Genomic DNA, 24,679 nt, shown 5'->3' on the forward strand with positions numbered 1-24,679 from the left:
CACATGAACCTGTCTCCCGCACTCTCCCGCCTGCGTCCGTTCGCGGTCGCGGCCCTCACCCTGGCGCTGGCGGCCTGTGCCAGCAGCCGTGGCCTGGAACCGCAGGGGCGCCGGCTCGACGCCGACCGCCAACTGCACATCGGCAAGACCCTGGCCGCCGACGCGCTGGCGCCGGCGCCGTGGCCGCAGCAGGACTGGTGGAAGGCGCTGGGCGATCCGCAGCTCGACGCGCTGATCGCCGAGGCCCTGCAGGGCACGCCCAGCCTCGACGCCGCCGATGCGCGGCTGCGCCTGGCGCAGGCGCAGGCCGGTGCCGCCGATGCGGACCGCGGCGCCAAGCTGTCGCTGTCGGCCGGCTATACCGGCCTGCAGCTGCCCAAGGGCCTGGCTGGCGACGAGATCGGCGGCAAGTACCTCCACAACGAACAGGCGCTGCTGAACTTCAGCTACGGCTTCGACCTGTGGGGCGGCAAGCGCGCCGCGTGGGAAGCGGCGGTGGACCAGGCGCATGCGGCCGAGGTCGATGCGCAGGCCGCGCGCCTGGACCTGTCGGCCGCGGTGGCGAGCGCCTACGCGCAGCTCGGCTACGCCTGGCATCTGTACGACCTGGCCGGCGCCGAACTGGCGCGCTCGGAGAACAGCCTGGCGCTGGTGCGGCAGCGCCGCGATGCCGGCATCGACAACAACCTGCAACTGCGCCAGGCCGAGGCCCGGGTCCCGGCGGCGCGCCAGCAGCAGGCCGCGGCGCAGCAGCAGATCGACGAAGCGCGCACCGCGCTGGCGGCCCTGCTCGGGCGCGGCCCGGACCGCGGGCTGCAGATCGGGCGGCCGCGGCTGTTGGATCCGCAGGCCGCGCGGGTGCCGTCGGTGCTGCCCAGCGACCTGCTCGGCCGCCGCCCCGACGTGGTCGCCGCGCGCTGGCGGGTCGAGGCCGCCTCGCAGGGCATCCATGCGGCCAAGGCGCAGTTCTATCCCAGCATCAACCTGACCCTGCTGGGCGGCGTCGCCGCCACCAATCCGGGCGACCTGTTCAAGAGTTCGTCGGTGCTCGGCCTGCTCAGCCCGGGCGTGAGCCTGCCGCTGTTCGACAGCGGGCGGCTGCGCAGCCAGCTGGCCGAGCGCGATGCGCAGTACGACCTGGCGGTGGCCAACTACAACCAGACCCTGGTGGCGGCGCTGCGCGAGGTGGCCGACCAGGTCAACGCGGCGCGCTCGCTGGCGCAGCAGGTGCAGCAGCAGGCGCAGGCGCTGGAGACCGCGCAGGCCGCCTTCGACCTGTCGCAGCAGCGCTATCGCGCCGGCATCGGCAACTACCTGGACGTGCTCAGCGCGCAGCAGCAGTTGCTGGAGGCGCAGCAGCGCCTGGCCTCCCTGCAATCCAACCAGCTCCTGGTCTCGGTGCGCCTGAATCAGGCGCTGGGCGGCGGCTACGACGCCACCTCCGCCGCCGACGCGCCGAGTTCTTCTTCCGCACCTTCGCATTCCTGAGATCGCTGCAATGAATCAGACAACGACCCCCGCTTCCTCCGCTCCCGCCCCCAGCCGGCGCGGCAAGCTGCTGCGCGGCCTGGCCGTGGTAGTGGTGCTGGTGCTGATCGCGCTGGCGATCTGGTACTTCCTGGTCGGCCGCTGGCACGAGGACACCGACGACGCCTACGTGCAGGGCAACCTGGTGCAGATCACGCCGATGGTGGCCGGCACCGTGGTGCGCATCGACGCCGACGACGGCATGCGCGTGGAGCGTGGCCAGCCGCTGGTCAAGCTTGACCCGGCCGACACCGAGGTCGCGCTGCAGCAGGCCGAGGCCAATCTGGCGCGCACCGTGCGCCAGGTGCGCGGTCTGTACCGCTCGGTCGAGGGTGCCCAGGCCGAACTGTCCGCGCAGCAGGTGACCCTGCAGCGCGCCCGCGCCGACGTCGCCCGCCGCGCCAGCCTGGTCGCCACCGGCGCCATCTCCGCCGAAGAGCTGGCGCACGCCCGCGACCAGTTGGCCGCCGCCGAGGCCGCGGTCAGCGGTTCGCGCGAGACCCTGGCGCGCAACCGCGCGCTGATCGACGAGAGCGGCGTGGCCGACCAGCCCGACGTGAAGGCCGCCGCTGCGCAGATGCGCCAGGCCTTCCTCAACAACACCCGCAGCGCCATCGTCGCGCCGGTGTCCGGCTATGTCGCGCGGCGCTCGGTGCAGGTCGGCCAGCGCGTGCAGCCCGGCACCGCGCTGATGGCGGTGGTACCGCTGAACCAGGTCTGGGTGGACGCCAACTTCAAGGAAACCCAGCTCAAGCACATGCGCCTGGGCCAGCCGGTGGAACTGGAGTCGGATCTGTACGGCAGTGCGGTGACCTACCACGGCACCGTGCAGAGCCTGGGCATCGGCACCGGCAGCGCGTTCTCGCTGCTGCCGGCGCAGAACGCCAGCGGCAACTGGATCAAGATCGTGCAGCGCGTCCCGGTGCGCATCGCCATCGACGCCAAGCAGTTGCAGCAGCACCCGCTGCGCATCGGCCTGTCGATGAAGGCCGACGTCAATCTGCACGACCAGAACGGCTCGGTGCTGCCGAGCAAGCCGGCCAGCGGTGTGCTGCTGGATACCGATGTCTACGCCCAGCAGCTGCAGCAGGCCGATGCGGCCGTGAAGCAGATCATCCACGCCAACCTGCCTGACGCCGCCAAGGCGGACTGAGCCCGGTCATGTCCAACGAAGCTGTCGCTCCTGCCGCGCCCGGGGTCCCGGGCGCACCGGCCGCCGGGTTCCGCCCGGCCAGTGTGGCACTGTGCACGGTGGGCCTGGCGCTGGCCTCGTTCATGCAGGTGCTCGATACCACCATCGCCAACGTCTCGCTGCCCACCATCGCCGGCAACCTCGGCGCCAGTTCGCAGCAGGCGACCTGGGTGATCACCTCGTTCGCGGTCAGCAACGCCATCGCGCTGCCGCTGACCGGCTTCCTCAGCCGCCGTTTCGGCGAGACCAAGCTGTTCGTGTGGGCCACGCTGGCCTTCACCGCGGCCTCGCTGCTGTGCGGCCTGGCGCAGAGCATGGGCATGCTGGTGGTCTCGCGCGCGCTGCAGGGCTTCGTCTGCGGCCCGATGTACCCGATCACCCAGAGCCTGCTGGTGTCGATCTATCCGCGCGAGAAACGCGGCCAGGCGCTGGCGCTGCTGGCGATGATCACCGTGGTCGCGCCAATCGCCGGGCCGATCCTCGGCGGCTGGATCACCGACAACTACAGCTGGGAATGGATCTTCCTGATCAACGTGCCGCTGGGCATCATCGCCGCGACCGTGGTCGGCTCGCAGCTGCGCGACCGTCCCGAGCCGATCGAACGTCCGCGCATGGATTACGTCGGCCTGATCACCCTGATCATCGGCGTGGGCTGCCTGCAGGTGGTGCTGGACCTGGGCAACGACGAGGACTGGTTCAGTTCGACCAAGATCGTGGTGCTGGCCGCGATCTCGGCGGTGGCGCTGGCGGTGTTCCTGATCTGGGAACTGACCGACAAGGATCCGATCGTCGACCTGCGGCTGTTCCGCCACCGCAACTTCCGCGCCGGCACCATGGCGCTGATCGTGGCCTACGCGGCGTTCTTCAGCGTGTCGCTGCTGATCCCGCAGTGGCTGCAGCGCGACATGGGCTACACCGCGATCTGGGCCGGCCTGGCCACCGCGCCGATCGGCATCCTGCCGGTGATCATGACCCCGTTCGTCGGCAAGTACGCTTCGCGCTTCGATCTGCGGCTGCTGGCCAGCATCGCCTTCATCTTCATGGCCGTCACCAGCTTCATGCGCTCGGACTTCAACCTGCAGGTGGATTTCCCGCACGTGGCCGGGGTGCAGTTGCTGATGGGCGTGGGCGTGGCGCTGTTCTTCATGCCGGTGCTGCAGATTTTGCTGTCGGACCTGGACGGCCGCGAGATCGCCGCCGGCTCCGGCCTGGCCACGTTCCTGCGCACGCTGGGCGGCAGCTTCGCCGCCTCGCTGACCACCTACCTGTGGGCCAAGCGCACCCAGCTGCACCACGCGAACCTGACCGAGCATATCTCCAGCTACACGCCGGGCATGCAGGAACAGGTGCAGATGATGGGCAACGGCAGCCTGCAGAACGGCGCGGCGGTGCTCAACAACACCATCAACCACCAGGCCTCGCAGATGGGCTTCAACGACATCTTCTACCTGCTGGGCTGGACCTTCCTGGCGATCATCTTCTTCCTGTGGCTGGCCAAGCCGCCGTTCGGCGGCGGTGGCGGCGCGGCGGCTGCCGGCGGCCACTGAGCCAGGCGGCGACGCGGCGTCCGGCCGGCGCGGACGCGGACCGTCGGCGCCGGGTCCGCGCCGCTGCTGCGCTGGCCTCGCGGATGGCCTGGGATGCGGTGGCGGGCGAGTCCGGCACGCCGTCCAACGCCGCCGGTGCGGCCTGCGTGCCCGGCGGCGCGCTCCGCCGCCGGGACACTTGCCGCTGCCGCGGCCCGCGCACCAGAATGCGGCTCTTCGCAGGCTTCTGCAGCCCCGCACATGCAGCGTTCTCTCCGCGCCCTCGGCGCCCGCTTCGCCGCGTCGCTTCCGCGTGCGGCCGTCCTCGCACTGCTGTGCCTCGGTGCGCATCCAGGCAACGCCCAGGCCGCGCCGCCGCCCGCGGCCTCGCCGGTTGCGGTGACCCCGGCCGATCGCCTGCACGAAGCCTGGTGGGCCGCGCGCCACCAGCAGGTGCTGGCGCAGGTGCGCGCGCAGCCGGATGCGCCGTTGCTGCTGATCGGCGATTCGATCACCCAGAACTACGAGAAGGCGCAGGCGCCGGACCAGGACTTCCAGTCGACCTGGCAGACCTTCTACGGCAGCCGTGGCGCGCTCAACCTCGGTTTCAGCGGCGACGCCACCGAACACGTGCTGTGGCGCCTGCAGCACGGCGAAGTCGACGGCCTGCGGCCCAAGGTCGCGGTTCTGCTGATCGGCACCAACAACACCGGCCACGAAGGGCAGAGCGCGGCGGACACGGTGCGCGGCATCGATGCGGTGATCGCCACGTTGGAGCAGCGCCTTCCGCACACGCGCATCCTGTTGCTGGGCCTGCTGCCCAGTGCGCTGTCGGCGCAGAAGCGCGCGCGCGATGCCGAGGTCAACCGCACGCTGGCGGTGCGCTACGGCGACAACCCGCGCGTGGCCTACCTGGACATCGGCACGGTGTTCCAGCGCGCCGACGGCACGCTGCAGCAGGACCTGTTCTACGATCCGCGGCAGCGGCCCGGCAGCGGCGCGCTGCACCCGGACACGCGCGGGCAGCGGCGCATGGCCGAGGCGATCGAGCCGACCCTGGCGCGGCTGCTCGATGAAGCGCCGCGCGTGCCACTGGAGGCGATGACCGATGTCGACACCGCACGCATCGCAGTGCCCTGGCTGGAGCAGGATTCCTACGACTGGTACGGCCGCCACCATGCGGCGCTGGAGGCCGCACGCCAACTGCGGCCGCAGGTGGTGATGCTCGGCGATTCGATCACCCATTTCTGGGCGGGCGAACCGCAGGGCATCCGGGTGAATGGGCCGCAGGCCTGGCAGCGCACCTTCGGCGCCGCGCCGGTGCTGAACCTGGGCTTCGGCTGGGACCGCACCCAGAACGTGCTGTGGCGGCTGCGCCAGGGCGAGGTCGATGGCCTGGCGCCACGTTGGGTGGTGATCAACCTCGGCACCAACAATCTCGCCGGCACCGAGCATGCGCGCAGCAACACGCCGCAGGAGACCGCCGACGGCGTGGCGGCGGTGGTCGCCGAGGTCCGACGTCGCCTGCCGCGCAGCCGGATCGTGCTGATGGGCATCTTCCCGCGCGGCTTGGCCGCCGATGCGCCGCAACGCGCGCCGATCCTGCTGACCAACCGCCTGCTCGCCGCGCGCTTCGGCCACGACCCGCAGGTGCAGTGGCTGGACATCGGTGCGCGCTTCCTGCAGGCGGACGGCACGCTGCCGGCAACGCTGATGCCCGACGGCACCCATCCCAGCGAGGCGGGCTACCGCATCTGGGGCGACGCCCTGCGCGAGATCGGCGTCGGCGGCTAAACGGCGGCTTCAAACAACGCGTTTTGCCGCGGCTCGGCGGGAGACGTTGGTGTCCTCGCAGGAGCGGCTTCAGCCGTTGCGAGGCATGACAGGGAGCGGCTCGTCGCGGCTGAAGCCGCTCCTGCGAATGGCGTTTGCGTCGTTGCCAGCGGTGCTGGAAAGCCCAGCCGCCGCCGGCGCGACCTCAGCCGTTGCTGGGCTTGAGCAGTTCCAGCACGGCGTCGCGGTGGCCCGGCGGCGCGTTGCGATAGCGCGCCAACAGCGCGCGTTCCTGCGCATCCTGGGCCAGCAACGGATAGTCGGAGGGTAGGTCCTGCACGCGCTTGCCCGGGCCCACGCCGCACACCAGTTCGTCGAGCGAGCGGTTCAGCACGCTGCGCAGCGTCGGCAGCAGGCGGAAGCTCGGCGTTTCGCGGTCGTTCTCCCAGGCCGACACCGATGACTTGGTCACGTCCAGCGCGAAGCCGAGCTGCTCCTGGGTGAGCCCGGCGGCTTTTCTGGCTTCGCGCAAACGGTCGCCGAAGCTATTCATCGCGGTGGGCCTTGGGGGACGGCGGGCCTACCAAGATATGGAGCATCCGCCGGCTTGTCGTACAGTCACGCTTGACTCCAATTGTTCGGAAACTCAATACTCGGGCGGTGCGGAACGCACGGACGCGCGAGGGGGCGCATGCGGGACATGGACGTGATGAAGAGGAGGGTGTCGGCGCCGCGGTGCGCCGCCGCCATGCGCTGGCCGACAGCGGCACGACGCGGCGCCTGCCGGTGCGTGGGGGAGGGCGCATGGCCACCTACGAAGTGAGACTCCGGCGCGTCGCGCAACTGGAGCCGACCTTGCAGGTGCTGGTGCATGCGGCCAATGCCTACCTGGCCGCGCGGGCGGCCGAACGCCACAACCCGGGCTACCGTGCCTACAAGGTGGAGGTGTGGGTGAAGGGCGTGCGCGTGGACATCGGTCCATTGCGTCCGCCGCAGCGTTGAACGCTGCGGCCTGCACGCAGCCAACAAAAAACCCGCCGAAGCGGGTTTTGAGATCTTTCTCGACCTGTCGGTCGTGGTGCCCAGGAGAGGACTCGAACCTCCACGGTTTTACCCGCTAGTACCTGAAACTAGTGCGTCTACCAATTCCGCCACCTGGGCAACTCAGAACGAGAATTCTGCGGCCGCGCCGGCTTGTTGTCAAGCGGTTTTGTTCTGCCGACGTGCGTGGTCGGTTCGAGGGCATGCACGCAGGTGCGGTCGACGCAGCGGCATGGTGGGCGACGCCATCGAAGCGAGGTTCCGCTGCGCCTGGCGGTGTTGGCGTGGGACGCCTTCAATAGCGCAACAAGGCGGCCCGGATCTTCGCCGTGCGCTCGGGGCCCAGCTCCCCGGCGCGTTCGGCTGCGGCCTCCAGCAACGTGCGCTTGCGCAGGTTGCCCAACGGTGTGTACGTCTCGCTTCGTCCGATCCAGTCGTCGACGGCAGCGAGCCACCATGGACGATTCGAGTCGGCAGGCAACGCCAGCAGCCGTGTCAGGCAATCCCAGAGACTGCTGGTCCCCACGAGTTTGCGCAACCGTGCTCTGCCCTCATCGTCGACAGCTGCATCGCCGAGGATGTGCAGGATCAGCGGGGTGTCGAGCGCAATCGCGCTGTCCCGCACGGCAACGGCCAGCGTCTCCAATACCCTGCCGCCCCCGCACTGGAGAAGACGGCCGATGTCGTTGGGCGAGACCGTTTGCCCGATGCGCAGCAGACCCTTCAGCGCATGCTGGCGCATGGCCGCGCGCGTCGCGAACAGGTAGCAACGCAACCGGGTCGCGTCCTCGGGTTCGGCTTCCTGTGCAAGCGAGGCCAGGGCGCCATCGGTGCCAGCCTGATCGAGTGCGCGGCGCCACACCGTGCGCGGGTCGGCGCCGTGCTCGCGCGTCAGGTAGGCCGCAAGACGACGCACGCCGGCGGCGCGATCGAGCAAGGCGTGTGGCAGCGCTGCCGCCGCCGCTGCCGGATCCGCCAATGCGAGCGTGCGCAGGCATTCCCTGCGCACGGCAGGATGCGGTGCATGCAGTCCGGCCGTGGCAATCGCCGCGATGGCGGCGCTAGCGCACGTCGCCTGGGCATGGCGCAGCGCATGCAGGCCGATGCGCGGGTCGGGTTGCATCGTCGCCTCGACGTGCAACGGTGCTGCGCCGCGTTCGATCGATCTGCGATAGGCCCAAGCGCGGACGACGGGATCGGCGGCTGCACGCGCGCGTTGCAGGACGTCGCGATTGGACGCCTCCAGCATCCACTGCTCGACGTTCTCCTCGAGCCACCCATCGGACACGCGCACCCATCGCTGCAACCGCAGGACCATGGGCCACGCCGCCAGGGCATCGTCGGCGGTGCTGGTCCGTAGCAGTTGCGTGGCCGCTTCGCGCGCTGCGATTCGCACCTGCGGTACCCAGTCGGCGCAACGGATCAACGCGGCGACCAGGCTCAGATAGCCGGGGAATGCGCCGAGCCTCGCCACGGCCTTTTGCCGTTCCCTGCCGTCGTAGTGCGCGCTCGCCACGAACAGCAGCGACTGCCGCGCGTCGTCCGTCATCGGGCACGTCAGGATGCACTGCAACGTGTCGGCAGCCCATGTCGCGTAGGCTGTGCTGGTGCATGCCCGCAGCCGTTGATCGATGGCCCCCAGGTCGCTCGCGTTGGTGGTGGGCAGGAACGTTTCCGGGACTTCCGGACGGCGATCGCCCATCAGCGGGGCGATCGCCTCCAGCAGGCGTTGCGGCAGCCTGCCGCAGGATTCCTGCGCCTGCGGCGGCTTGGCTTTCCGGAACGGGGCGCGCCAATCCATGGAATGGGGCAGATGTCGACGAAGCCCGGACTGTGACACTGGCAGGCGCAGTTGCCAAGGACGACAGGCCGGTAGGTGCGCAGCGCTCCGTGCTTGCGGCAGGCCCGCGCGGGGCGCCTGCCGCAAGGCGCTGGCGTGTGGGCCTCAGTAGCCGACGTTGAAGCGCAGGCCCTGGTTGATCGCGCAGCGATAGCCCAGGGTGTTGCCGGTCTGCTGGTAGCTGGGCAGGGCGAACACGAACATGGTGAAGTCCACCGTGTTGTCCGGATGCACCTGGTAGCGCAGGAACTGCTGGATCGGCTTGCCGTCGCGGCCGACGGTCACGTGTTCGTCGGCGAACGACAGGGTGCCGTCGGCGGTGACGCGGTAGGCGCCGATGCGCAGGCCGCCGCGGGTCTGGCTGGGCGTGGCGCCGCCGGAGGTGGGCGTGCATTGGCTCAGGTCGATCGCCACGGCGACCGAGGCGCCGCTGTCCAGGGCGCGTTGGATCTGGGTGAGCGAGCCGAGCGTGGCGTCGTCGGCGCCGGCCGTGGCGGCGGAGGCGCTGGTGGCGCTGGCGAACAGGGCAGCGGCGAGCAGGGAGGTGGACAGGCTGTGCATGGGGGATGCTCCGGAGCGTGGGGGAGGGCGACGGATTGCCGGATGCAAACTAGCGGGGTGCCGCGCCGGGTCAACCGACAAAATCGCGAACTCCCGTTGCCGTCACGGCGCATCTTCGAAGCCGGTCCGTTTGTGACAGCGCCGTGTCGGAATCGGCCCCGCGCGTGCGGTTTTTCGCCCGATCCGCGCGCCGCTCGAACGTGCGCGGGTGCACGGCCGCGCGGCGCCGGTGCGTGCGTGGCGCCGCCGCATGGCGTGCGCGGATCCCTTCGTCGACGCAGGCGATCGCGGCCGCACGCAAAATAGGCGTTGACAAGGTCGCGCAGGCACCGCAGAATTCGCGGCCTTCAGCGCCCAGGTGGCGGAATTGGTAGACGCACTAGTTTCAGGTACTAGCGGGTAAAACCGTGGAGGTTCGAGTCCTCTCCTGGGCACCACAGGCAACATCGCGAGAGCGCTGAACTCTCGCACCGACCGGCCCGCTGACGCGGGCTTCGTCGTTTCTGGGGTGCGCGTTCGTGGCGGCGGCACGGCCCGGTTCCGGTGGCGGCCACCTGCATGGGAGTACCATGCCCGGATGACAACTCGCAAAAGCAAGTCCGGCAAGCCCGGCAACTCCCCGTCCAACGACACCCCCGCCGCCGAGACGCCGAAGAAATCGCGTCTGCCCGCCTGGATGCCCAGTTTCCTGCGCCGCGGCCCCAAGCCGCCGCTGCAGCCCCTGCACCCCACCTCGCCGCCGCCCGCCGCACCGGCCGGCACGCCCGCGCCGATCCATGATCCCTATGCCGCGCGCGAGGCCGAGCGCTACGCCGAACCGATCGCCAGCCGCGAGGCGATCCTGCAACTGCTCGAACGCTGCGATGGCCCGCAGACCCTGGACGAACTGGCCGAACAGCTCGGCCTGACCGAGCCGGCGCGCAAGGAAGCGCTGAGCAAGCGCCTGGGCGCGATGCTGCGCGAGGCGCAGCTGGTGCAGAACCGCCGCGGCGGCTACGCGCCGCTGCAGCAGACCAACCTGATCGCCGGCGTGGTGATCGCCAATCCGGACGGCTTCGGCTTCCTGCGCCCGGACGAGGGCGGCGACGACCTGTTCCTGCCGCCCTACGAGATGCGCAAGGTGCTGCATGGCGACCGTGCGCTGGCCAACGTCATCGGCATCGACCGCCGCGGCCGCCGCGAGGGCAGCATCGCGCGCGTGCTCGAGCGTGGCCTGACCCGGCTGATCGGCCGTTTCAGCCTGGAAGCCGGCATCGCGTTCGTGGTGCCGGACGACAAGCGCATCCAGCGCAACGTGCAGATCCCCGCCGACGCCGTCGGCGAGGCCCGCGACGGGCAGCTGGTGGTGTGCGAACTCACTTCCGCGCCGGATGCGCGGCGCCCGCCGATCGGCAAGATCATCGCGGTGCTGGGCGACAAGCTGACCCCGTCGCTGTTGGTGGAGGCGGCGATCCACGGCCACGAACTGCCCTACGAATTCCCGCAGGCGGTGCTGGACGAAGCCGCGGCGGTGCCGCTGACGGTGGAGCCGGCGGCGATCAAGGGCCGCGTGGACCTGCGGCAGACGCCGCTGGTGACCATCGACGGCGCCGACGCCAAGGACTTCGACGACGCGGTGTTCTGCGAGTCCAATGCCGACGGTTTCCGCCTGGTGGTGGCGATCGCCGACGTGTCGCACTACGTGCGTCCGGGCACGCCGCTGGATACCGAGGCGGTGAGGCGCGCGACGTCGGTGTACTTCCCCGGCTTCGTGGTGCCGATGCTGCCGGAGACGCTGTCCAACGGCATCTGCTCGCTCAACCCCAAGGTCGACCGCATGTGCTTCGTCTGCGACATGCAGATCGACCGCCAGGGCGAGGTGAGCGGCGCGCGCTTCTACGAGGCGGTGATGAACTCGCACGCGCGGCTCACCTACGAACAGGTGTGGCAGGCGGTGGGCGAGAAGGACGAGCAGGTGCGCAAGGACGTGGCGGCGGTGCTGCCGCAGCTGGAGCGCCTGCATCAGCTCTACCAGATCCTGGCCAAGGCGCGTGCGCGCCGCGGCGCGATCGAGTTCGAGTCCTCGGAAGTGCGCTTCGTGCTGGACAACACCGGCGAGGTGACCCAGGCCGGCATGCTGGTGCGCAACGACGCGCACAAGCTGATCGAGGAATGCATGATCGCCGCCAACGTGGCCGCGGCGCGCTACCTGCTGGAGACGCGCGTGCCGGCGCCGTTCCGCGTGCACGAGCGGCCGCCGGAATCCAAGTACGCCGACCTGCTGGAGTTCCTCAAGGAATTCAAGCTGAGCCTGCCGGCGTGGAGCAAGGTGGTGCCGGGCGATTTCACCAAGCTGCTGAAGAAGGTGCGCGAGCGCCCGGACGCGGCGCTGCTGGAATCGGTGCTGCTGCGCAGCCAGAGCATGGCGGTGTACTCGCCCGACAACGCCGGCCACTTCGGCCTGGCGCTGGAGGCGTATGCGCACTTCACCTCGCCGATCCGCCGCTATCCGGATCTGCTGGTGCACCGTGCGATCAAGTACGCGCTGACCCGCGGCGCGCCGGACAAGTACCTGTATGCACCGCGCGAGATGGCGGCGCTGGCGCTGCAGTGCTCCGAGCGCGAGCGCCGCGCCGACGAGGCCGAGCGCGAGGTCGACGAGCGCTACCGCGCGGCGTGGATGGAGAAGCACGTCGGCGGGCAGTTCGACGGCGTGGTCAGCGGCGTGACCAGCTTCGGCCTGTTCGTCGAGTTGGACCAGTCCAAGGTCAACGGCCTGATCCACGTGACCCAGTTGCCGCAGGACTATTACCAGTTCGATGCCACCCGCAAGACCCTCACCGGCGAGCGCCGCGGGCGCGAGTTCCGCCTGGGCGACCGCGTGCGCATCCTGGTGCTGAAGGCGAGCATGGAGGAACGCAAGATCGACTTCCGGCTGGTCGAGGAGGGCTCGTCGGCTCACGAGGCGTTGCCGCCGCCGCCGCCGCGCGGGCAGCCGGCCAAGCGGAAGAAAAAGAAGTACTGACGGCGCAGCGTCGCGGCGGACCGCCTGGCGGCCGCCGCGCTCGCGCCTCCCCACGCCTGGTGCGGGAGGCGCCGACTGCGCGATGCGGTTCGCAACGGAGAGCAGACATGGAGCAGGAGTACAGTGGCGGTTGCCAATGCGGCGCGGTGCGCTTCCGGGTGCGCGGACGGCTGCACGACGCCTCGATCTGCCATTGCCGGATGTGCCAGAAGGCGTTCGGCGCCTACTACGCACCGCTGGTCTCCACCCGCGGCGCGGAACTGACCTGGACCCGCGGCGCGCCCAGGCGCTTCGCCTCGTCCAACCTGGTGCAGCGCGGCTTCTGCGCCGACTGCGGCACGCCGCTGACCTACGAGGCCCCGGACGGCGTCGCCATCGCGGCCGGCGCCTTCGACCATCCGGAGGCCTTGCCGCCGACCATCCAGTACGGCGTCGAAGCGAAGCTGCCGTTCGTGGACACCCTGCATCGCCTGTCGGCGACCCGCACCGAAGGCGATCTGGCCGCCGCGCCGTTCCTGGCCGATATCGTCTCGCGCCAGCATCCGGACCACGATACCGAGCATTGGCCGGCCTGATAGGAAGGCGCGCGTCTGCCGCCACCGCCGCGGCCCGCGGCGATGCTGTCGCAGGCGACAGGTGGCGGCCGGCAAGCGGGCAGGCATTCAGGCCGCCCGTCGTCGGGACTGAAGTCCCTCCCACAACATTTGCTCAGTTGGATGTCCGCTGTCGTGTAGGCGCCAGACAGCAACCGCGAAGCATCGAGGCGGCAGCCCCCCGCTTTTGCCAATCCCGAATCCTCAATCCCCGATCCCGGCCCCCAGGCATGACGCCAGCGGCCACAACCCCTACCATGCCCGCTTTCCTTTCGCGTAGTCCCGCCTCATGAGCAAGCAGAACCAGTGGATCGTCGGCGTCAATGCCGTGGCCTCGTCGATCGAGAACGACGCGGACAACGTGCGCGAGGTGCTGGTGGAGGCGGGCAGCAAGAATCCGCGCCTGCAGGAGATCGAGGAGAACGCGCGGCGCAAGGGCATCGACGTGCGACGGGTGAACACCCAGGCGCTGGACGGCGTCGGCGGCGCGGTACGGCACCAGGGCGTGGCCGCGCGCTACGCCGCGGCGCGGACCTGGGCCGAGAGCGAACTGGAAGGCCTGGTCAGCGCCGCCGAGGGCCGCGCCCTGCTGCTGGTGCTGGACGGCGTGCAGGACCCGCACAACCTCGGCGCCTGCCTGCGCAGCGCCGCCGCGGCCGGGGTCACCGCGGTGGTGATTCCCAAGGACAAGTCGGCCCCGGTCAACGCCACCGTGCGCAAGACCTCGGCCGGCGCCGCCGACCGCCTGCCGATCGTGGCGGTGACCAACCTGGCGCGCTGCCTGCGCGACCTGCAGAAGCAGGGCGTGTGGATCTACGGCCTGGCAGGCGAGGCCGAGACCTCGCTGTACGCGCAGGACCTGCGCGGCAACGTGGCGCTGGTCCTGGGCGGCGAGTCCGACGGCCTGCGCCGGCTGACCCGCGAGCATTGCGACGGCCTGGTGCGGATCCCGATGCCGGGCGAGATCGAGAGCCTCAACGTCTCGGTCGCCGCCGGCGTGACCCTGTTCGAGGCGGTGCGCCAGCGCATGGGCTGAGCGCGGCGGCATGCGATGTCGGCGGCGCGCCTCATTGCCGGGCGCAAACAAAGCCCCTCTCCCCCCGGGAGCGGGGTTGGGGTGAGGGTACGGGGGCGAAGCCCCTCGCGCATCCGGGCGCCACCAGGCTTCGCCCGCACCCTCATCCGCCCCTGCGGGGCACCTTCTCCCGAGGGGAGAAGGAGACGCCACTGCCCCTCTCCCCCCGGGAGAGGGGTTGGGGTGAGGGTAAGGGGGTGAAGCCCCTCGCGCATCTGGGCGCCACCAGGCTTCGCCCGCACCCTCATCCGCCCCTGCGGGGCACCTTCTCCCGAGGGGAGAAGGAGACGCCATCGCCCCTCTCCCCCCGGGAGAGGGGTTGGGGTGAGGGTACGGGGGCGAAGCCCCTCGCGGACACCAAGCCGCCCCGGGCTTAACCGCCGAGCAATCTTCACATGCCCTTTGCCGGGGCTCTGCTACGGCCTACACACGCGGCGCCGCTTTTTTGCCTACCATGGGCGCTCGTCCCGTGTTCCGTTCCTGTAATGAGTCTGCGTCGCCCCCGTCCCCTCGACTCTGGCCCCCCGCGCCAGGGTTCTGTCGCGCCCCGCCTGCGCCGGATCGGGTCGGGACAGTGACCGTTGCCAGGGGGAGGGGGGAGGCGGTGCTCGCGTGTGACCGCAGGCGCACGTGGCCGTTCGCCTGGCCGTTGCTGCTGATCCTGCTGCTGGCGCTGGGCGTGGCCTGGCGCGCCGCCGCCGAAGGCACCGCCGACGGCGTGCCGCCGCTGCGCGACTACGCGATCGATTCCTGGACCTCGCGCAACGGCCTGCCGCACAACTCCCTGCGCGATCTGGCGCAGACCCCGGACGGCCGCCTGTGGTTCGCCACCTGGGAAGGGCTGGTGCGCTACAACGGCCTGGACTTCACCGTCATCGACCGCAGCACCCGGCCGGGCCTGCCCGACAACGGCGTCGGTTCGCTGTACGTGGATCGCGCCGGCGCGCTGTGGCTCAGCGACTCGCGCGGCAATCTCGGCCGCCACGATGCGACCGGCCGCTGGCGCTTCTGGCTGCAGCCGCCGGGCTGGCCGCGCGCGCTGATCCACGCCATGACCCAGGACCGCGACGGCCGCATGTGGCTGCTGTTCGAGGGCAACGGCCTGGGCTGCCTGTGGCCGGACGGACGCTTCGATTACCAGCCGGCGCCGCGCGACCTGCCGTTGGCGGCGAGCTTCCCGCATCTGGCCGCCGACGACCAGGGGCGGGTCTGGATCGGCAGTCTCGATGGCCTGCTGTACCGCGACCGGCAGGGCGTGCTGCGGCGCGCGCCGGCCGCGTTCGGTCTGCCGCCGGGACTGGCCTGGCCGTACCGGGCGCCGGACGGCTCGCTGTGGCTGGTGGCCGGGGAGAACCTGTACCGGTTGCAGGGCGAGCGCGCGGTGCTGGTGCAGCACCTGCCGGGCTATGGCCATTTCACCTCGATGCTGCGCGACCGCGACGGCGCGACCTGGCTGGGTACGGAGAACCAGGGGCTGCTGCGGATCAGTGCGCACGGCATCGAGCGCATGCTGCCGGGCGACGTGCTGCCCAACGGGCGCATCGTCAGCCTGCTGCAGGATGCCGAGGGCAGCATCTGGATCGGCGCCAACGGCGGCCTGTTCCGCCTGCGCGAGACCCTGTTCGCCGGCTACACCCGCCGCGACGGGCTCAGCGGCGACTACGTGCGCGCGCTGCTGGAGACCCCGGATGGCGCGCTGTGGATCGGCAGCGCCGCCGGCCTGGACCGGATGGCGCCGGACGGCCGCATCAGCCCGGTCGCGCTGCGCGACGCGCCATCGGTGCTGAGTCTGGCGCGCGGCAGCGACGGCGACCTGTGGATGGGCACCTATGCCGACGGCGTGTTCCGCTTGCGCGATGGCCGCGTGGTGCGCCACTACGGGCCGGGCGACGGCCTGCCCAGCGGCCAGGTGCGCGCGCTCAGCGTCGATGCCGCCGGCACGGTCTGGATCGGCACGCGCAGCGGAGTGAGGCGCATCGACGGCGACCGGCTGTCGGTGCCGGACGTGCCCGGCCTGCCGCGCGGCCTGATCACCGCCCTGGCCAGCGTCGACGGTGCGCTGTGGATCGGCTCGGTCGAAGGCGCGGCGGTGCTGCGCGACGGGCAGGTGCGGAAGTTGGCGCTGGAACCGCTGGGCGGCGCGCGCACCGTGTTCGGCTTCCAGGCGTTGGGCCGGGACATGTGGATCTCCACCGACCGCGGCCTGTACCGCGACCGCGACGGCCGCCTGGCGCGGGTCGGACTGGAGCAGGGCATGCCGGTGGATACGGTGTTCCAGCTCGTCCGCGACCGTCTCGGCAACGTCTGGATCAGCAGCAACCGCGGCGTGCTGCGCACCACCGCGGCGGCGCTGGACGCGGTCGCCGACGGCCGCCAGGCGCGGCTGCAGGTGAGCCGCTACGACGAGATCGACGGCATGTCCAACGCCCAGGGCAACGGCAGCTCCGGGCCATCGATGATCGTGCGCCACGACGGCAGCGTGTGGCTGGTCACCGCCGGCGGCGTCAGCATGGTCGATCCGCGGCGCCTGGCACGCTTCCGCGATCGGTTGCCGCCGCCGGCGGCGATCGAGAACGTGCTGCTGGACGGTCAGCCGTTTCCCTGGCGGGGCAGGTCGCAGCTGCCTGGCGCCAAGCGCATCAGCGTGTCCTATGTCGGCCTGAGCTATCTGCTGCCCGAGCGCATCCGCTACCGCACCCGGCTCGACGGTCTGGACAGCGATTGGGTCGAGCGCGGCAACCAGCGCAGCGTGGAGTTCGTCGGCCTGCCGCCGGGCGACTACACCCTGCACGTGGCCGCGGCGCATCCGGACGGCGTCTGGAGCACCCGCGAGGCGGTGTGGCACTTCAGCGTCGCGCCGCTATGGTGGCAGCGGCACAGCGTGCAGGCGGCAGCCTTGGCGGCGCTGCTGCTGGCGCTGGTGCTGCTGTACCGCTACCTGATTGCGCGCTACAAGCGTCGCGCCCTGCGCCTGGAACGGCTGGTGGAGCGGCGCACCAGCGCGCTGCGCCTGCAGACCGAGCGCCTGTTGCAGGCCGATGCCGAAAAGAGCCAGTTGCTGGCGGAACTGCAGCGGCAGGCCGCCGCGTTCGAGCGCCTGGCGCACGAGGATGCGCTGACCGCGTTGCCGAACCGGCGTCACTTCGACGAAGTGCTGGTGCGCAGCATGCAGCGCGCGCAGCGCAGCGGCACGCCGCTGTGCCTGCTGGTGATGGACATCGACCGCTTCAAGCAGATCAACGACGGCTACTCGCATGCCACCGGCGATGCGGTGCTGCGCGAGGTCGGGCAACTGCTGCTGAGCGCCTGCCGCGCCTCCGACCTGCCGGCGCGCCTGGGCGGCGAGGAGTTCGTGGTACTGCTCGGCGACACCACGCTGGCCGATGCCGAGCGCATGGCCGCGCGCCTGCGCGACCTGTTCCATGCGCGCCTGCAGTGGGCGCCCGAGGCACCGGCGCTGCGCGTCACCTTCAGCGGCGGCCTGGTCGCGCTGCGCGCGGACGAGACGCCGAGCCAGTGGCTGCAGCGCGCCGACGGCGCCCTGTACCGGGCCAAGGGAATGGGGCGCGATCGGGTGTGCGTGGGCTGAGAACGCGGACGGCTGCGGATCGGGCGCTGTCGTTAGGCGCTGCACGTCCTGGGCACCACAAACCGTTATTCAGTGCGGGCCGGGGTCGTCCAGCAGTTCTAGCGCCATCTGCGCGGCCTCGCGGGTGTCCGCATGGTCCGACCGCAACGACAGGGCCAGGCCTCCGCGCATAGCCGGATCCGCAAAGGCCGCCGACAACTGCGTGATCCAGTAGCGGCTGCCGTCGGGCAGCGTGGGATCTTCCAGCGCCTCCCGGATCGCGGCGACGGCGTCGCTGCGGTCGCAGGCATGGAACACGTCCTCGACCAACGGATAGACGCCCCAGCCATCGCCGGTGCCGAAGGAGCGCAGGAACAGCGGCAGCGCGGCGCGATCGGGATCGGCGACAAACAGCCGTCTCGCCGCCTCATAGGCGTCGATCAGGTGCTGGGTGAGCTTGTCGTCGTCGGGCAGCGGTTGCTGCGCGCGCAGCAAGGTCAGGGCGTTGGTTTTGTTCACTGGGGTACGTTCGGTGTCACGGCTCGCCATGAGGCGCGTTGTCGTGCGGTGGTGCAGTGACTGCTTCGGTCCCGGCATCAGTGCGGCGGCGCAGTTGCTGCGCCAGGACCAGGGCGATCGCCAGCGCGAACAGGTTCAGCCCCAAGAAGCTCGCGCCCTCCGGCCGGAACAGGGTGAACATGAAGCGGCTGCCGAGCATGAAGTTCGCGCCAAACTTGAGCGGGGCGAACTCCACGCCGGCGGTGAGATGAAAGCCGCAGGTGAACACGTAGCTGACCCACGGACTGTTGAAGGCCGGCACCTGCGCCAGCCAGAACGCCCGATTGGCGCGGGCCGCGTTCGGCCGGCCTTCCAGCAGCTGTGTGCCGCAGTAGATACCCCAGCCATAGAGCGCGGCGAATGCGGCACAGATGATCCAGTCGGCCGGTTGCCGCAGGTGCGGCACCTGGCTGAGGATGGCAAGGATGCCGATGCCGGATCCGCCAATGTCGAGAATGCCGATGCTGCGGCGCTTCCATGCCTGCATGATGCCGTTGTCCTTGTAAGCGCCCATGCCGGCGCGGCGGCGAGCGTAGCACGCGCGCAGAGCGCCGATGCCGGTTGCGCGGCGCTGCATGCAGCGGGCGAGCGCCGGATCAGCGCGCCGGCAGGTGCCGCGACACCTTCGCGGTCAGCACCTGCACCAGCGCCGGATCCATGTAGCCGTAGTCGTCGGGGATGTCGAGGCAGACGATGCGTGCGCGGCCGAGGTGGCGCTTGAAGCGGCGCGACAGCTTGGCGCGATGCGCCGGTTCCATGACGAAGACGATGTCCGCCCAGGCCAGCAATTCCGGGGTGATTGGGGTGTCCGCGTCGTGGTCGACCCCGGCCGAGGCGGTTTCCACGCCGGGCCAGGTGGCGAACACCTGTTCGGCGGTGGGGCTGCGCAGCCGGTTGCGGCTGCAGACGAACAGCAGGTGGCGGGTCATGCGAGCCGCTGCCGGCGAGCGCGCGGCTCTACCAGGGGGCGTTCGGCCGCAATGCCGCCGGGCCGACGCGACGGCGGCGCGCGTGTCGTGCAATACACGCCGCGGCTATGGCGCCGCCCCGACCGGCGGCGCCGGCCAGGCGTTGGCGATCTTGCAGAACAGGCGTGCGGTCTGCTCGGTGTCGTAGACCGCGCTGTGCGCGTCGGCGGCGTTCCAGTCGAAGCCGGCGGCCTGCACCGCGCGCGCCAGCACGGTCTGGCCGTAGGCGATGCCGGCCAGGGTGACGGTGTCGAACACGCTGAAGGGATGGAACGGATTGCGCTTGTGGCCGCAGCGGGCGACCGTGGCGTTGAGGAAGTTGAGGTCGAAATGGGCGTTGTGGCCGACCAGGATGGCGCGCTGGCACCCGTACTTCTTCACCGCCGCGCGCACCGGCGCGAACACGTGGTCCAGCGCCTCGCGTTCGGGCTTGGCGAAGCGGAACGGGTGGTCCAGGACGATGCCGGTGACCTCCAGCGACTTGGGGTCGATCAGGGTGCCGGGCGCCGGCACCACGTGCGCGCTGGCGGTGACGCCGGGGTAGAGCTGGCCGAAATCGTCCATCTCGATCGGCACCACCGCGATCTCCAGCAGCGCATGCTTGTTCCAGTCGAAACCGCCGGTTTCCACGTCCACCACCACCGGCAGATAGCCGCGGAAACGCCGCGACATCGGGGTGATGACCAAAGGTTGCGAGGGGCTGTCGACCGAATCGTTCATCCGCCAAGGTTAGCAGAGCGCGGCGGGCGGCCGCCGCCGCGTCACCCCGGCGGACGCGTGCCGAGCACGCTGCCCTGCGCGCGCAGCCGCTCCAGCAGGGCCGCGCCCTCGTGCAGCAGGGCGTCCGGTGCGAGGCCGTGCGCGGCGGCGAGGTCCAGCAGCAGCGCCCGCCCACTGCGCGTGCCGGGCTGCAGCGCCGCCAGCACGGCGTAGGCCAGCGGCGCCAGTTCGGCGAAGCGCACCTGGCCGTCGGCCTCGCGCCGCGCCAGCAGGCAGGTCGGCTGCGCCGGCGCCGTGTCCGGCTGCCAGGCCGGGCCGATGCGCTGCACCGGCCAGCGATAGCGCAGCAGGCGCAGCCAGGGCGACAGTTGCGGGATGCCGTCGAGCAGGTCGCCCTGCGGATCGTGCGGCGGCAGTGCGGCATCGTCGATCTGCACCTGCAGTTCCACGGTTTCGTAGTGCGCCAGCTCGGCCAGCCAGGGACGCTGCGGATCGGGCGGGCGCTGCTCCAGGAACGCCACCAGTTCCTCGCCCAGGCGCGGGAACAGCGGCGTGCGAGCGCGGTGCTCGGCGCAGAACGCGCGCAGCAGCGCCGTCCAGTCGGCCTGCCCGAGGGTGGCGCGCAGGACCGGGAACTGCCCGCCCAGCAGCTGCGCCAGGTTGTCGAAGAACAGGGCGCGGTACACCGCCAGCCGCCGCGGCGGGATGTCCGCCGGCGGCGGGTACCGCTGCGGATCGCGCAAATGCAGGGTCAGTGCGAACTGCTGCGCGCGCAGGGTCTCGCTCATGCGTGAGGCGACTGCGCCTGCACGGCGCGGATGCGCTGCACTTCGTCCAGCAGCTCGCCCAGCGGTGGGAACTGGCCGTCGCGCTCGAGCACGGTCGGGCGCACCCCGTGCAGGCGGTAGGCGGCGGCAAGCAGCGCCCACACCGGGTCGGCCACCGGCGCGGCATGGGTGTCGATCTTCAGCCCGCTGGCGGCGTCGTCGCGGTGGCCGGCGACGTGGTACGAGGCGATGCGCGCGCTGGGCATGGCGGCGAGGAAGGCCAGCGCGTCGTCGCCGTGGTTGCAGGCGTTGACGTGCACGTTGTTGACGTCCAGCAGCAGGTCGCAGTCGGCCTCGGCGAGCACTGCGGTCACGAAGGCGGCTTCGCTCATCGCCTGTCCCGGCGCCGCGTAATAGGACACGTTTTCCACCGCGATGCGGCGGCCCAGCGCGTCCTGCACCTGGGCGATGCGTGCGCCGACGTGGCGCACCGCCTCGTCGGTGAACGGCAGCGGCAGCAGTTCGTAGAGTTGGCCGTCGTCGGCGCTGTAGCTGAGGTGTTCGCTGTATAGCGCGACCCGATGCCGGTCGAGGAACTGCCGGGTCTGCTGCAGCAGGGTGGTGTCCAGCGCGGCCACGCCGCCCAGCGACAGCGACAGGCCGTGGCAACTGAGCGGATGGCGCGCGCTCAGCGTCTGCAGCAGTTCCCCCGGGCGGCCGCCGACACCGATCCAGTTGTCCGGCGCGCATTCGAGGAAATCGAACGCGTCCGCCGGCGCCTGCAGCAACTCCTGCAGCAGGCCGCGGCGCAGCCCGAGGCCGGCGCTGGCCGCGGCCAGCGGCCGCGATTCAGTGGCTGCCACCGCATTTGCCCTCGCCGCACTTGCCTTCGGCCATGCCTTTGTCGTCGTGCTTGGCCTGGGGCGTGGCCGCGGCAGCGGCCGCCGCGGGCTTGGCCGGTGTCGCCGCCGGCGCGTGCGCGCCGCAACTGCCGTCGCCGGCCTTGGCGCCGCAGCCGCCTTCGCTGGCCTTGGCCGGATCGGCGGCCTGGGTGGTCTGCGCCGGCGACGCCGGTGTCGGCGCGGCCTGCGCGCTGGCCTGCGCGCCCTGTGGCGGCGTGGCGGCGGCCTGCGCGCCCAGCGCATAGCCCTGGGCCAGGTCGGTCATGGCCAGGGCGGAAGCGGACAGGCCGATCCCGCCCAGCAGGACCGCACCGGCGAGCACGGAGGACGGACGAGAGGTGGTGGACATGCGCGGGCTCCTGGCCATGGACGGGTGAGTCCGCCAAGCCTACCCGTTGCCGCCGCGCGCTGCATGCGGCGGTGCGCGACGACGCGACAGGCCCCGTCGCGCACGGCGCGCCGGAGACGCCCGGCGGCGGAGCGGCGCCTGGCTGGTTCGCGCGGCGGGATCAGATGCCGCTGGTGGAACTGGTCTCGTCGCGCTTGTCGCGCGGCGGCAGCGGCTGGTCGCCGTGGACCAGGAACCACACGTTCTCGGCGATGTTGGTGGCGTGGTCGCCGATCCGCTCCAGGTTCTTGGCCATGAACAGCAGGTGCGTGCACGGGGTGATGTTGCGCGGGTCTTCCATCATGTAGGTCAGCAGCTCGCGGAACAGCGCGGTGTACTGCGCATCGAGCTGCGCGTCGCCCTGGCGTACCCGCAGCGCGGCGTCGGCGTCGTTGTGCTGGTAGGCGGCCAGCGCCGCGCGTACCTGTTCGGCGGCGAGCTTGCCGAGCTGGCGCAGGCCCAGGGTCTGCGGCATCGGCGGCGACATGTTCAGCGCGATCGAGCGCTTGGCCACGTTGGCGGCGTAGTCGCCGATGCGTTCGACGTCGGCGGGAATGCGCAGGCCGGCGAGGATCTCGCGCAGGTCGCGCGCCATCGGCCCGCGCAGCGCCAGGCGCATCACGTCATGGCTGATGGAATGCTCGAGCGCGTCGATCGCTTCGTCGTTGACGACGATACGCAGCGCGGCGTTGTCGTCGCGGCGTTCGACCACGTCCAGTGCCGCTTCCAACTGCGCCACCGCGGTCTCGCCCATGCGCACGATCTCGGCGGCGAGGCGATGCTGTTCTTCGTCGTAGCTCTTCACGATGTGCTCGTTGGGCTGAGTGTTCATGTGGTAGGTCCAATAAGTGCGTTGGTGTCGCCGCGGCCATGCCTGGCGGTGCGGTGCTGGCGTCGCCGTGCGCCCGTCCCGCGCGGGAAGGGCGCGACCGCTGCGGCGAGGCAGCGGCGGCCGCAGCGGCTCAGCCGAAACGGCCGGTGATGTAGTCTTCGGTCTGCTGCTTGTTCGGCTGCGAGAAGATGATTTCGGTGCGGTCGTGCTCGATCAGGTCGCCCAGGTACATGAAGGCGGTGTAGTCGGACACGCGCGCGGCCTGCTGCATGTTGTGGGTGACGATGACGATGGTGTAGTCGTTCTTCAGCTCTTCCACCAATTGCTCGATGCGGCTGGTCGAGATCGGGTCCAGCGCCGAGGTCGGCTCGTCGAGCAGCAGCACGTCCGGGCGCAGCGCCACCGCGCGGGCGATGCACAGGCGCTGCTGCTGGCCGCCGGACAGGCCCAGCGCGCTCTGCCCGAGCTTGTCCTTGACCTCGTCCCACAGCGCGCCCTGGCGCAGCGCGTGCTCGACCCGGTCGGCCATGTCCGCCTTGGACAGCTTCTCGTGGTGGCGGATGCCGTAGGCCACGTTCTCGAAGATGGTCATCGGGAACGGCACCGGCTTCTGGAACACCATGCCGACCTTGCTGCGCAGGCGGTTCATCGGGTACTTCGGCGACAGGATGTTCTCGCCGTCCAGCATCACTTCGCCGCGCGCCTCCAGCTTCGGGTACAGCGCGTAGATGCGGTTGAAGATGCGCAGCAGGGTGGACTTGCCGCAGCCGGATGGGCCGATCAGCGCGGTGACGCGCTTCTCCGGCACTTCCAGGTTGATGCCCTTCAGCGCGTGGTACTTGTCGTAGTAGAAGTCCAGGCCGCGCGCGGCGATCTTGACCGGCGACGGCGCCAGTGCGGTGTGCCCATGGGGCATGGCGATGCGGTGCATCGGTGCGGCGTTGTGGTGATCGTTCATGGCCGGGTCCATAGGGGGCTCAATCGTTGGATGTCTTGTAGCGCCGCAGAATGCCGCGCGCGCCGAGGCTGACCAGCAGCACGAACACGGTCAGCACCAGGGCGCCCGACCAGGCCAGTTGCTGCCAGGTGGGGTAGGGGCTGCCGGCGAAGGAGTTCATCACCACCGGGACGCTCGCCATCGGCTGCATGATGTTGTTGTTCCAGTACTGGTTGCCGAACGCGGTGAACAGCAGCGGCGCGGTCTCGCCGCTGATCCGCGCCAGCGCCAGCAGCACGCCGGTGACGATGCCGGCCGAGGCGCTGCGATACAGCACCTGGATGGTCACCTTCCATTGCGGAATGCCCAAGGACAGCGCCGCTTCGCGCATCTGCGCCGGCACCAGGCGCAGCATCTCGTCGGTGGTGCGCACCACCACCGGCAGCACGATGAAGGCCAGCGACAGCGCACCGGCCAGCGCCGAGAAGCGCCCGCCGGTCTGCATCACGTACAACGTGTACACGAACAGGCCGAGCACGATCGACGGCGCCGACAGCAGGATGTCGTTGACGAAGCGCACCACCTGGCCGGTCTTGCGCGCGTTGCCGTATTCGGCCAGCCAGGTACCGGCGGCCACGCCCAGCGGGGTGCCGATCAGCAGCGCCAGGCCGCACATCACCGCGCTGCCGAAGAACGCATTGGCCAGGCCGCCTTCTTCGCCAGGCGGCGGGGTCATGCGGGTGAACAGGTCGAGGTTGATGCCGGCGATGCCCTTGGCCAGCAGCGTCCACAGGATCCAGCCCAGGAACACCAGCCCGAACAGTGCGGTGAGGCAGGACAGCAGCAGCGCGAACACGTTGACCACGCGGCGGCGGTTGTACAGGCGGTGGGCGACGTCGGCGGCCAT

At 70.7% G+C, this 24,679-nt stretch carries 22 protein-coding genes and 2 tRNA genes; 10 read left to right on the forward strand and 14 right to left on the reverse strand.

What is annotated here, in order from left to right; genetic code table 11:
- Window positions 1-3 precede the first annotated feature (3 nt).
- The 4 genes from NKJ47_RS08255 to NKJ47_RS08270 all read left to right on the forward strand — a co-directional run bounded on the left by NKJ47_RS08255 (window position 4) and on the right by NKJ47_RS08270 (window position 6,039).
- The gene (locus NKJ47_RS08255; protein ID WP_254460988.1) at window positions 4-1,488 is read left to right on the forward strand and encodes an efflux transporter outer membrane subunit; all 1,485 of its coding nucleotides are present in this window, start codon (window positions 4-6) and stop codon (window positions 1,486-1,488) included.
- 10 nt (window positions 1,489-1,498) lie between these two features.
- Entirely contained in the window at window positions 1,499-2,680 is a 1,182-nt protein-coding gene (locus NKJ47_RS08260; RefSeq protein WP_254460989.1) for an efflux RND transporter periplasmic adaptor subunit, read from the forward strand.
- 8 nt (window positions 2,681-2,688) lie between these two features.
- Window positions 2,689-4,266, forward strand: a complete 1,578-nt coding sequence (locus NKJ47_RS08265; protein ID WP_254460990.1) for a DHA2 family efflux MFS transporter permease subunit — start codon at window positions 2,689-2,691, stop codon at window positions 4,264-4,266.
- 240 nt (window positions 4,267-4,506) lie between these two features.
- Window positions 4,507-6,039: a GDSL-type esterase/lipase family protein gene (locus NKJ47_RS08270; protein WP_254460991.1), complete on the forward strand. Its 1,533-nt coding sequence runs from the start codon at window positions 4,507-4,509 to the stop codon at window positions 6,037-6,039.
- Between the two features lie 184 nt (window positions 6,040-6,223).
- Here NKJ47_RS08270 and NKJ47_RS08275 read toward each other — a convergent pair whose 3' ends face one another.
- Window positions 6,224-6,571, reverse strand: a complete 348-nt coding sequence (locus NKJ47_RS08275; protein ID WP_254460992.1) for a helix-turn-helix domain-containing protein — start codon at window positions 6,569-6,571, stop codon at window positions 6,224-6,226.
- A 251-nt stretch (window positions 6,572-6,822) separates the two neighbouring features.
- On the opposite strand from NKJ47_RS08275, the gene NKJ47_RS08280 reads away from it, so the two are divergent.
- Window positions 6,823-7,020, forward strand: a complete 198-nt coding sequence (locus tag NKJ47_RS08280; protein WP_254460993.1) for a hypothetical protein — start codon at window positions 6,823-6,825, stop codon at window positions 7,018-7,020.
- 74 nt (window positions 7,021-7,094) lie between these two features.
- On the opposite strand, the gene NKJ47_RS08285 is transcribed toward NKJ47_RS08280, so the two are convergent.
- The 3 genes from NKJ47_RS08285 to NKJ47_RS08295 all read right to left on the reverse strand — a co-directional run bounded on the left by NKJ47_RS08285 (window position 7,095) and on the right by NKJ47_RS08295 (window position 9,460).
- Window positions 7,095-7,179, reverse strand: a tRNA-Leu gene (locus NKJ47_RS08285).
- 175 nt (window positions 7,180-7,354) lie between these two features.
- A complete protein-coding gene (locus NKJ47_RS08290) occupies window positions 7,355-8,860 on the reverse strand; it encodes a hypothetical protein (protein WP_254460994.1) in 1,506 nt (501 codons plus the stop codon).
- Window positions 8,861-9,004: 144 nt separating this feature from the next.
- Complete coding sequence (locus tag NKJ47_RS08295; protein ID WP_254460995.1) at window positions 9,005-9,460, reverse strand: VirK family protein; 456 nt, start codon at window positions 9,458-9,460, stop codon at window positions 9,005-9,007.
- A gap of 352 nt (window positions 9,461-9,812) precedes the next feature.
- On the opposite strand from NKJ47_RS08295, the gene NKJ47_RS08300 reads away from it, so the two are divergent.
- From NKJ47_RS08300 to NKJ47_RS08320, 5 genes are all read left to right on the forward strand, one after another.
- Window positions 9,813-9,897: transfer RNA gene (locus tag NKJ47_RS08300), tRNA-Leu, on the forward strand.
- 140 nt (window positions 9,898-10,037) lie between these two features.
- Window positions 10,038-12,464 carry a ribonuclease R gene (gene rnr, locus NKJ47_RS08305; protein ID WP_254460996.1) on the forward strand — a complete coding sequence of 809 codons (2,427 nt, stop codon included), beginning with the start codon at window positions 10,038-10,040 and terminating at the stop codon, window positions 12,462-12,464.
- Window positions 12,465-12,571: 107 nt separating this feature from the next.
- Window positions 12,572-13,039: a GFA family protein gene (locus NKJ47_RS08310; RefSeq protein ID WP_254460997.1), complete on the forward strand. Its 468-nt coding sequence runs from the start codon at window positions 12,572-12,574 to the stop codon at window positions 13,037-13,039.
- 307 nt (window positions 13,040-13,346) lie between these two features.
- Complete coding sequence (gene rlmB, locus NKJ47_RS08315) at window positions 13,347-14,093, forward strand: 23S rRNA (guanosine(2251)-2'-O)-methyltransferase RlmB (RefSeq protein WP_254460998.1); 747 nt, start codon at window positions 13,347-13,349, stop codon at window positions 14,091-14,093.
- A gap of 688 nt (window positions 14,094-14,781) precedes the next feature.
- The gene (locus NKJ47_RS08320; protein WP_429002502.1) at window positions 14,782-17,721 is read left to right on the forward strand and encodes a diguanylate cyclase; all 2,940 of its coding nucleotides are present in this window, start codon (window positions 14,782-14,784) and stop codon (window positions 17,719-17,721) included.
- Between the two features lie 69 nt (window positions 17,722-17,790).
- Here NKJ47_RS08320 and NKJ47_RS08325 read toward each other — a convergent pair whose 3' ends face one another.
- From NKJ47_RS08325 to pstA, 10 genes are all read right to left on the reverse strand, one after another.
- Window positions 17,791-18,219 carry a hypothetical protein gene (locus tag NKJ47_RS08325; RefSeq protein ID WP_254460999.1) on the reverse strand — a complete coding sequence of 143 codons (429 nt, stop codon included), beginning with the start codon at window positions 18,217-18,219 and terminating at the stop codon, window positions 17,791-17,793.
- A gap of 16 nt (window positions 18,220-18,235) precedes the next feature.
- The gene (locus NKJ47_RS08330) at window positions 18,236-18,835 is read right to left on the reverse strand and encodes a hypothetical protein (RefSeq protein WP_254461000.1); all 600 of its coding nucleotides are present in this window, start codon (window positions 18,833-18,835) and stop codon (window positions 18,236-18,238) included.
- A 19-nt stretch (window positions 18,836-18,854) separates the two neighbouring features.
- Window positions 18,855-19,187: a low molecular weight protein tyrosine phosphatase family protein gene (locus NKJ47_RS08335; RefSeq protein ID WP_254461001.1), complete on the reverse strand. Its 333-nt coding sequence runs from the start codon at window positions 19,185-19,187 to the stop codon at window positions 18,855-18,857.
- Window positions 19,188-19,292: 105 nt separating this feature from the next.
- On the reverse strand, window positions 19,293-19,946 hold the full coding sequence (gene rnt, locus NKJ47_RS08340; protein WP_017911007.1) for a ribonuclease T: 654 nt from the start codon (window positions 19,944-19,946) through the stop codon (window positions 19,293-19,295).
- 41 nt (window positions 19,947-19,987) lie between these two features.
- The gene (locus tag NKJ47_RS08345) at window positions 19,988-20,734 is read right to left on the reverse strand and encodes an HvfC family RiPP maturation protein (protein ID WP_254461002.1); all 747 of its coding nucleotides are present in this window, start codon (window positions 20,732-20,734) and stop codon (window positions 19,988-19,990) included.
- Entirely contained in the window at window positions 20,731-21,576 is an 846-nt protein-coding gene (locus NKJ47_RS08350) for an HvfB family MNIO-type RiPP peptide maturase (RefSeq protein ID WP_254461003.1), read from the reverse strand. Before NKJ47_RS08350 ends, NKJ47_RS08345 begins: the two co-directional genes overlap by 4 nt.
- Window positions 21,563-21,964, reverse strand: coding sequence for an HvfA family oxazolone/thioamide-modified RiPP metallophore (locus NKJ47_RS08355; RefSeq protein WP_254461004.1), 402 nt, complete (start codon window positions 21,962-21,964; stop codon window positions 21,563-21,565). Before NKJ47_RS08355 ends, NKJ47_RS08350 begins: the two co-directional genes overlap by 14 nt.
- Window positions 21,965-22,124: 160 nt before the next feature.
- Window positions 22,125-22,835 (reverse strand): phosphate signaling complex protein PhoU, encoded by a 711-nt coding sequence (gene phoU / locus NKJ47_RS08360; RefSeq protein WP_254461005.1) that lies wholly within the window; start codon window positions 22,833-22,835, stop codon window positions 22,125-22,127.
- Between the two features lie 130 nt (window positions 22,836-22,965).
- A complete protein-coding gene (gene pstB, locus NKJ47_RS08365; RefSeq protein WP_254461006.1) occupies window positions 22,966-23,793 on the reverse strand; it encodes a phosphate ABC transporter ATP-binding protein PstB in 828 nt (275 codons plus the stop codon).
- Window positions 23,794-23,812: 19 nt separating this feature from the next.
- Window positions 23,813-24,679 (reverse strand): phosphate ABC transporter permease PstA, encoded by an 867-nt coding sequence (gene pstA, locus NKJ47_RS08370; protein WP_254461007.1) that lies wholly within the window; start codon window positions 24,677-24,679, stop codon window positions 23,813-23,815.

The organism is Xanthomonas sacchari, from assembly GCF_024266585.1.
GTDB lineage: Bacteria > Pseudomonadota > Gammaproteobacteria > Xanthomonadales > Xanthomonadaceae > Xanthomonas_A > Xanthomonas_A sacchari_C.

Bases quoted from the DNA above. Each gene is read 5' to 3' on its own strand.
- NKJ47_RS08345 (WP_254461002.1), bottom strand. From the start codon at position 20,734: ATGAGCGAGACCCTGCGCGCGCAGCAGTTCGCACTGACCCTGCATTTG.
- rlmB (WP_254460998.1), top strand. From the start codon at position 13,347: ATGAGCAAGCAGAACCAGTGGATCGTCGGCGTCAATGCCGTGGCCTCG.
- NKJ47_RS08310 (WP_254460997.1), top strand. From the start codon at position 12,572: ATGGAGCAGGAGTACAGTGGCGGTTGCCAATGCGGCGCGGTGCGCTTC.
- NKJ47_RS08335 (WP_254461001.1), bottom strand. From the start codon at position 19,187: ATGACCCGCCACCTGCTGTTCGTCTGCAGCCGCAACCGGCTGCGCAGC.
- NKJ47_RS08260 (WP_254460989.1), top strand. From the start codon at position 1,499: ATGAATCAGACAACGACCCCCGCTTCCTCCGCTCCCGCCCCCAGCCGG.
- pstB (WP_254461006.1), bottom strand. From the start codon at position 23,793: ATGAACGATCACCACAACGCCGCACCGATGCACCGCATCGCCATGCCC.
- NKJ47_RS08270 (WP_254460991.1), top strand. From the start codon at position 4,507: ATGCAGCGTTCTCTCCGCGCCCTCGGCGCCCGCTTCGCCGCGTCGCTT.
- pstA (WP_254461007.1), bottom strand. From the start codon at position 24,679: ATGGCCGCCGACGTCGCCCACCGCCTGTACAACCGCCGCCGCGTGGTC.
- rnr (WP_254460996.1), top strand. From the start codon at position 10,038: ATGACAACTCGCAAAAGCAAGTCCGGCAAGCCCGGCAACTCCCCGTCC.
- rnt (WP_017911007.1), bottom strand. From the start codon at position 19,946: ATGAACGATTCGGTCGACAGCCCCTCGCAACCTTTGGTCATCACCCCG.
- NKJ47_RS08275 (WP_254460992.1), bottom strand. From the start codon at position 6,571: ATGAATAGCTTCGGCGACCGTTTGCGCGAAGCCAGAAAAGCCGCCGGG.
- NKJ47_RS08290 (WP_254460994.1), bottom strand. From the start codon at position 8,860: ATGGATTGGCGCGCCCCGTTCCGGAAAGCCAAGCCGCCGCAGGCGCAG.
- NKJ47_RS08255 (WP_254460988.1), top strand. From the start codon at position 4: ATGAACCTGTCTCCCGCACTCTCCCGCCTGCGTCCGTTCGCGGTCGCG.
- NKJ47_RS08330 (WP_254461000.1), bottom strand. From the start codon at position 18,835: ATGCAGCGCCGCGCAACCGGCATCGGCGCTCTGCGCGCGTGCTACGCT.
- NKJ47_RS08265 (WP_254460990.1), top strand. From the start codon at position 2,689: ATGTCCAACGAAGCTGTCGCTCCTGCCGCGCCCGGGGTCCCGGGCGCA.
- NKJ47_RS08295 (WP_254460995.1), bottom strand. From the start codon at position 9,460: ATGCACAGCCTGTCCACCTCCCTGCTCGCCGCTGCCCTGTTCGCCAGC.
- phoU (WP_254461005.1), bottom strand. From the start codon at position 22,835: ATGAACACTCAGCCCAACGAGCACATCGTGAAGAGCTACGACGAAGAA.
- NKJ47_RS08280 (WP_254460993.1), top strand. From the start codon at position 6,823: ATGGCCACCTACGAAGTGAGACTCCGGCGCGTCGCGCAACTGGAGCCG.
- NKJ47_RS08355 (WP_254461004.1), bottom strand. From the start codon at position 21,964: ATGTCCACCACCTCTCGTCCGTCCTCCGTGCTCGCCGGTGCGGTCCTG.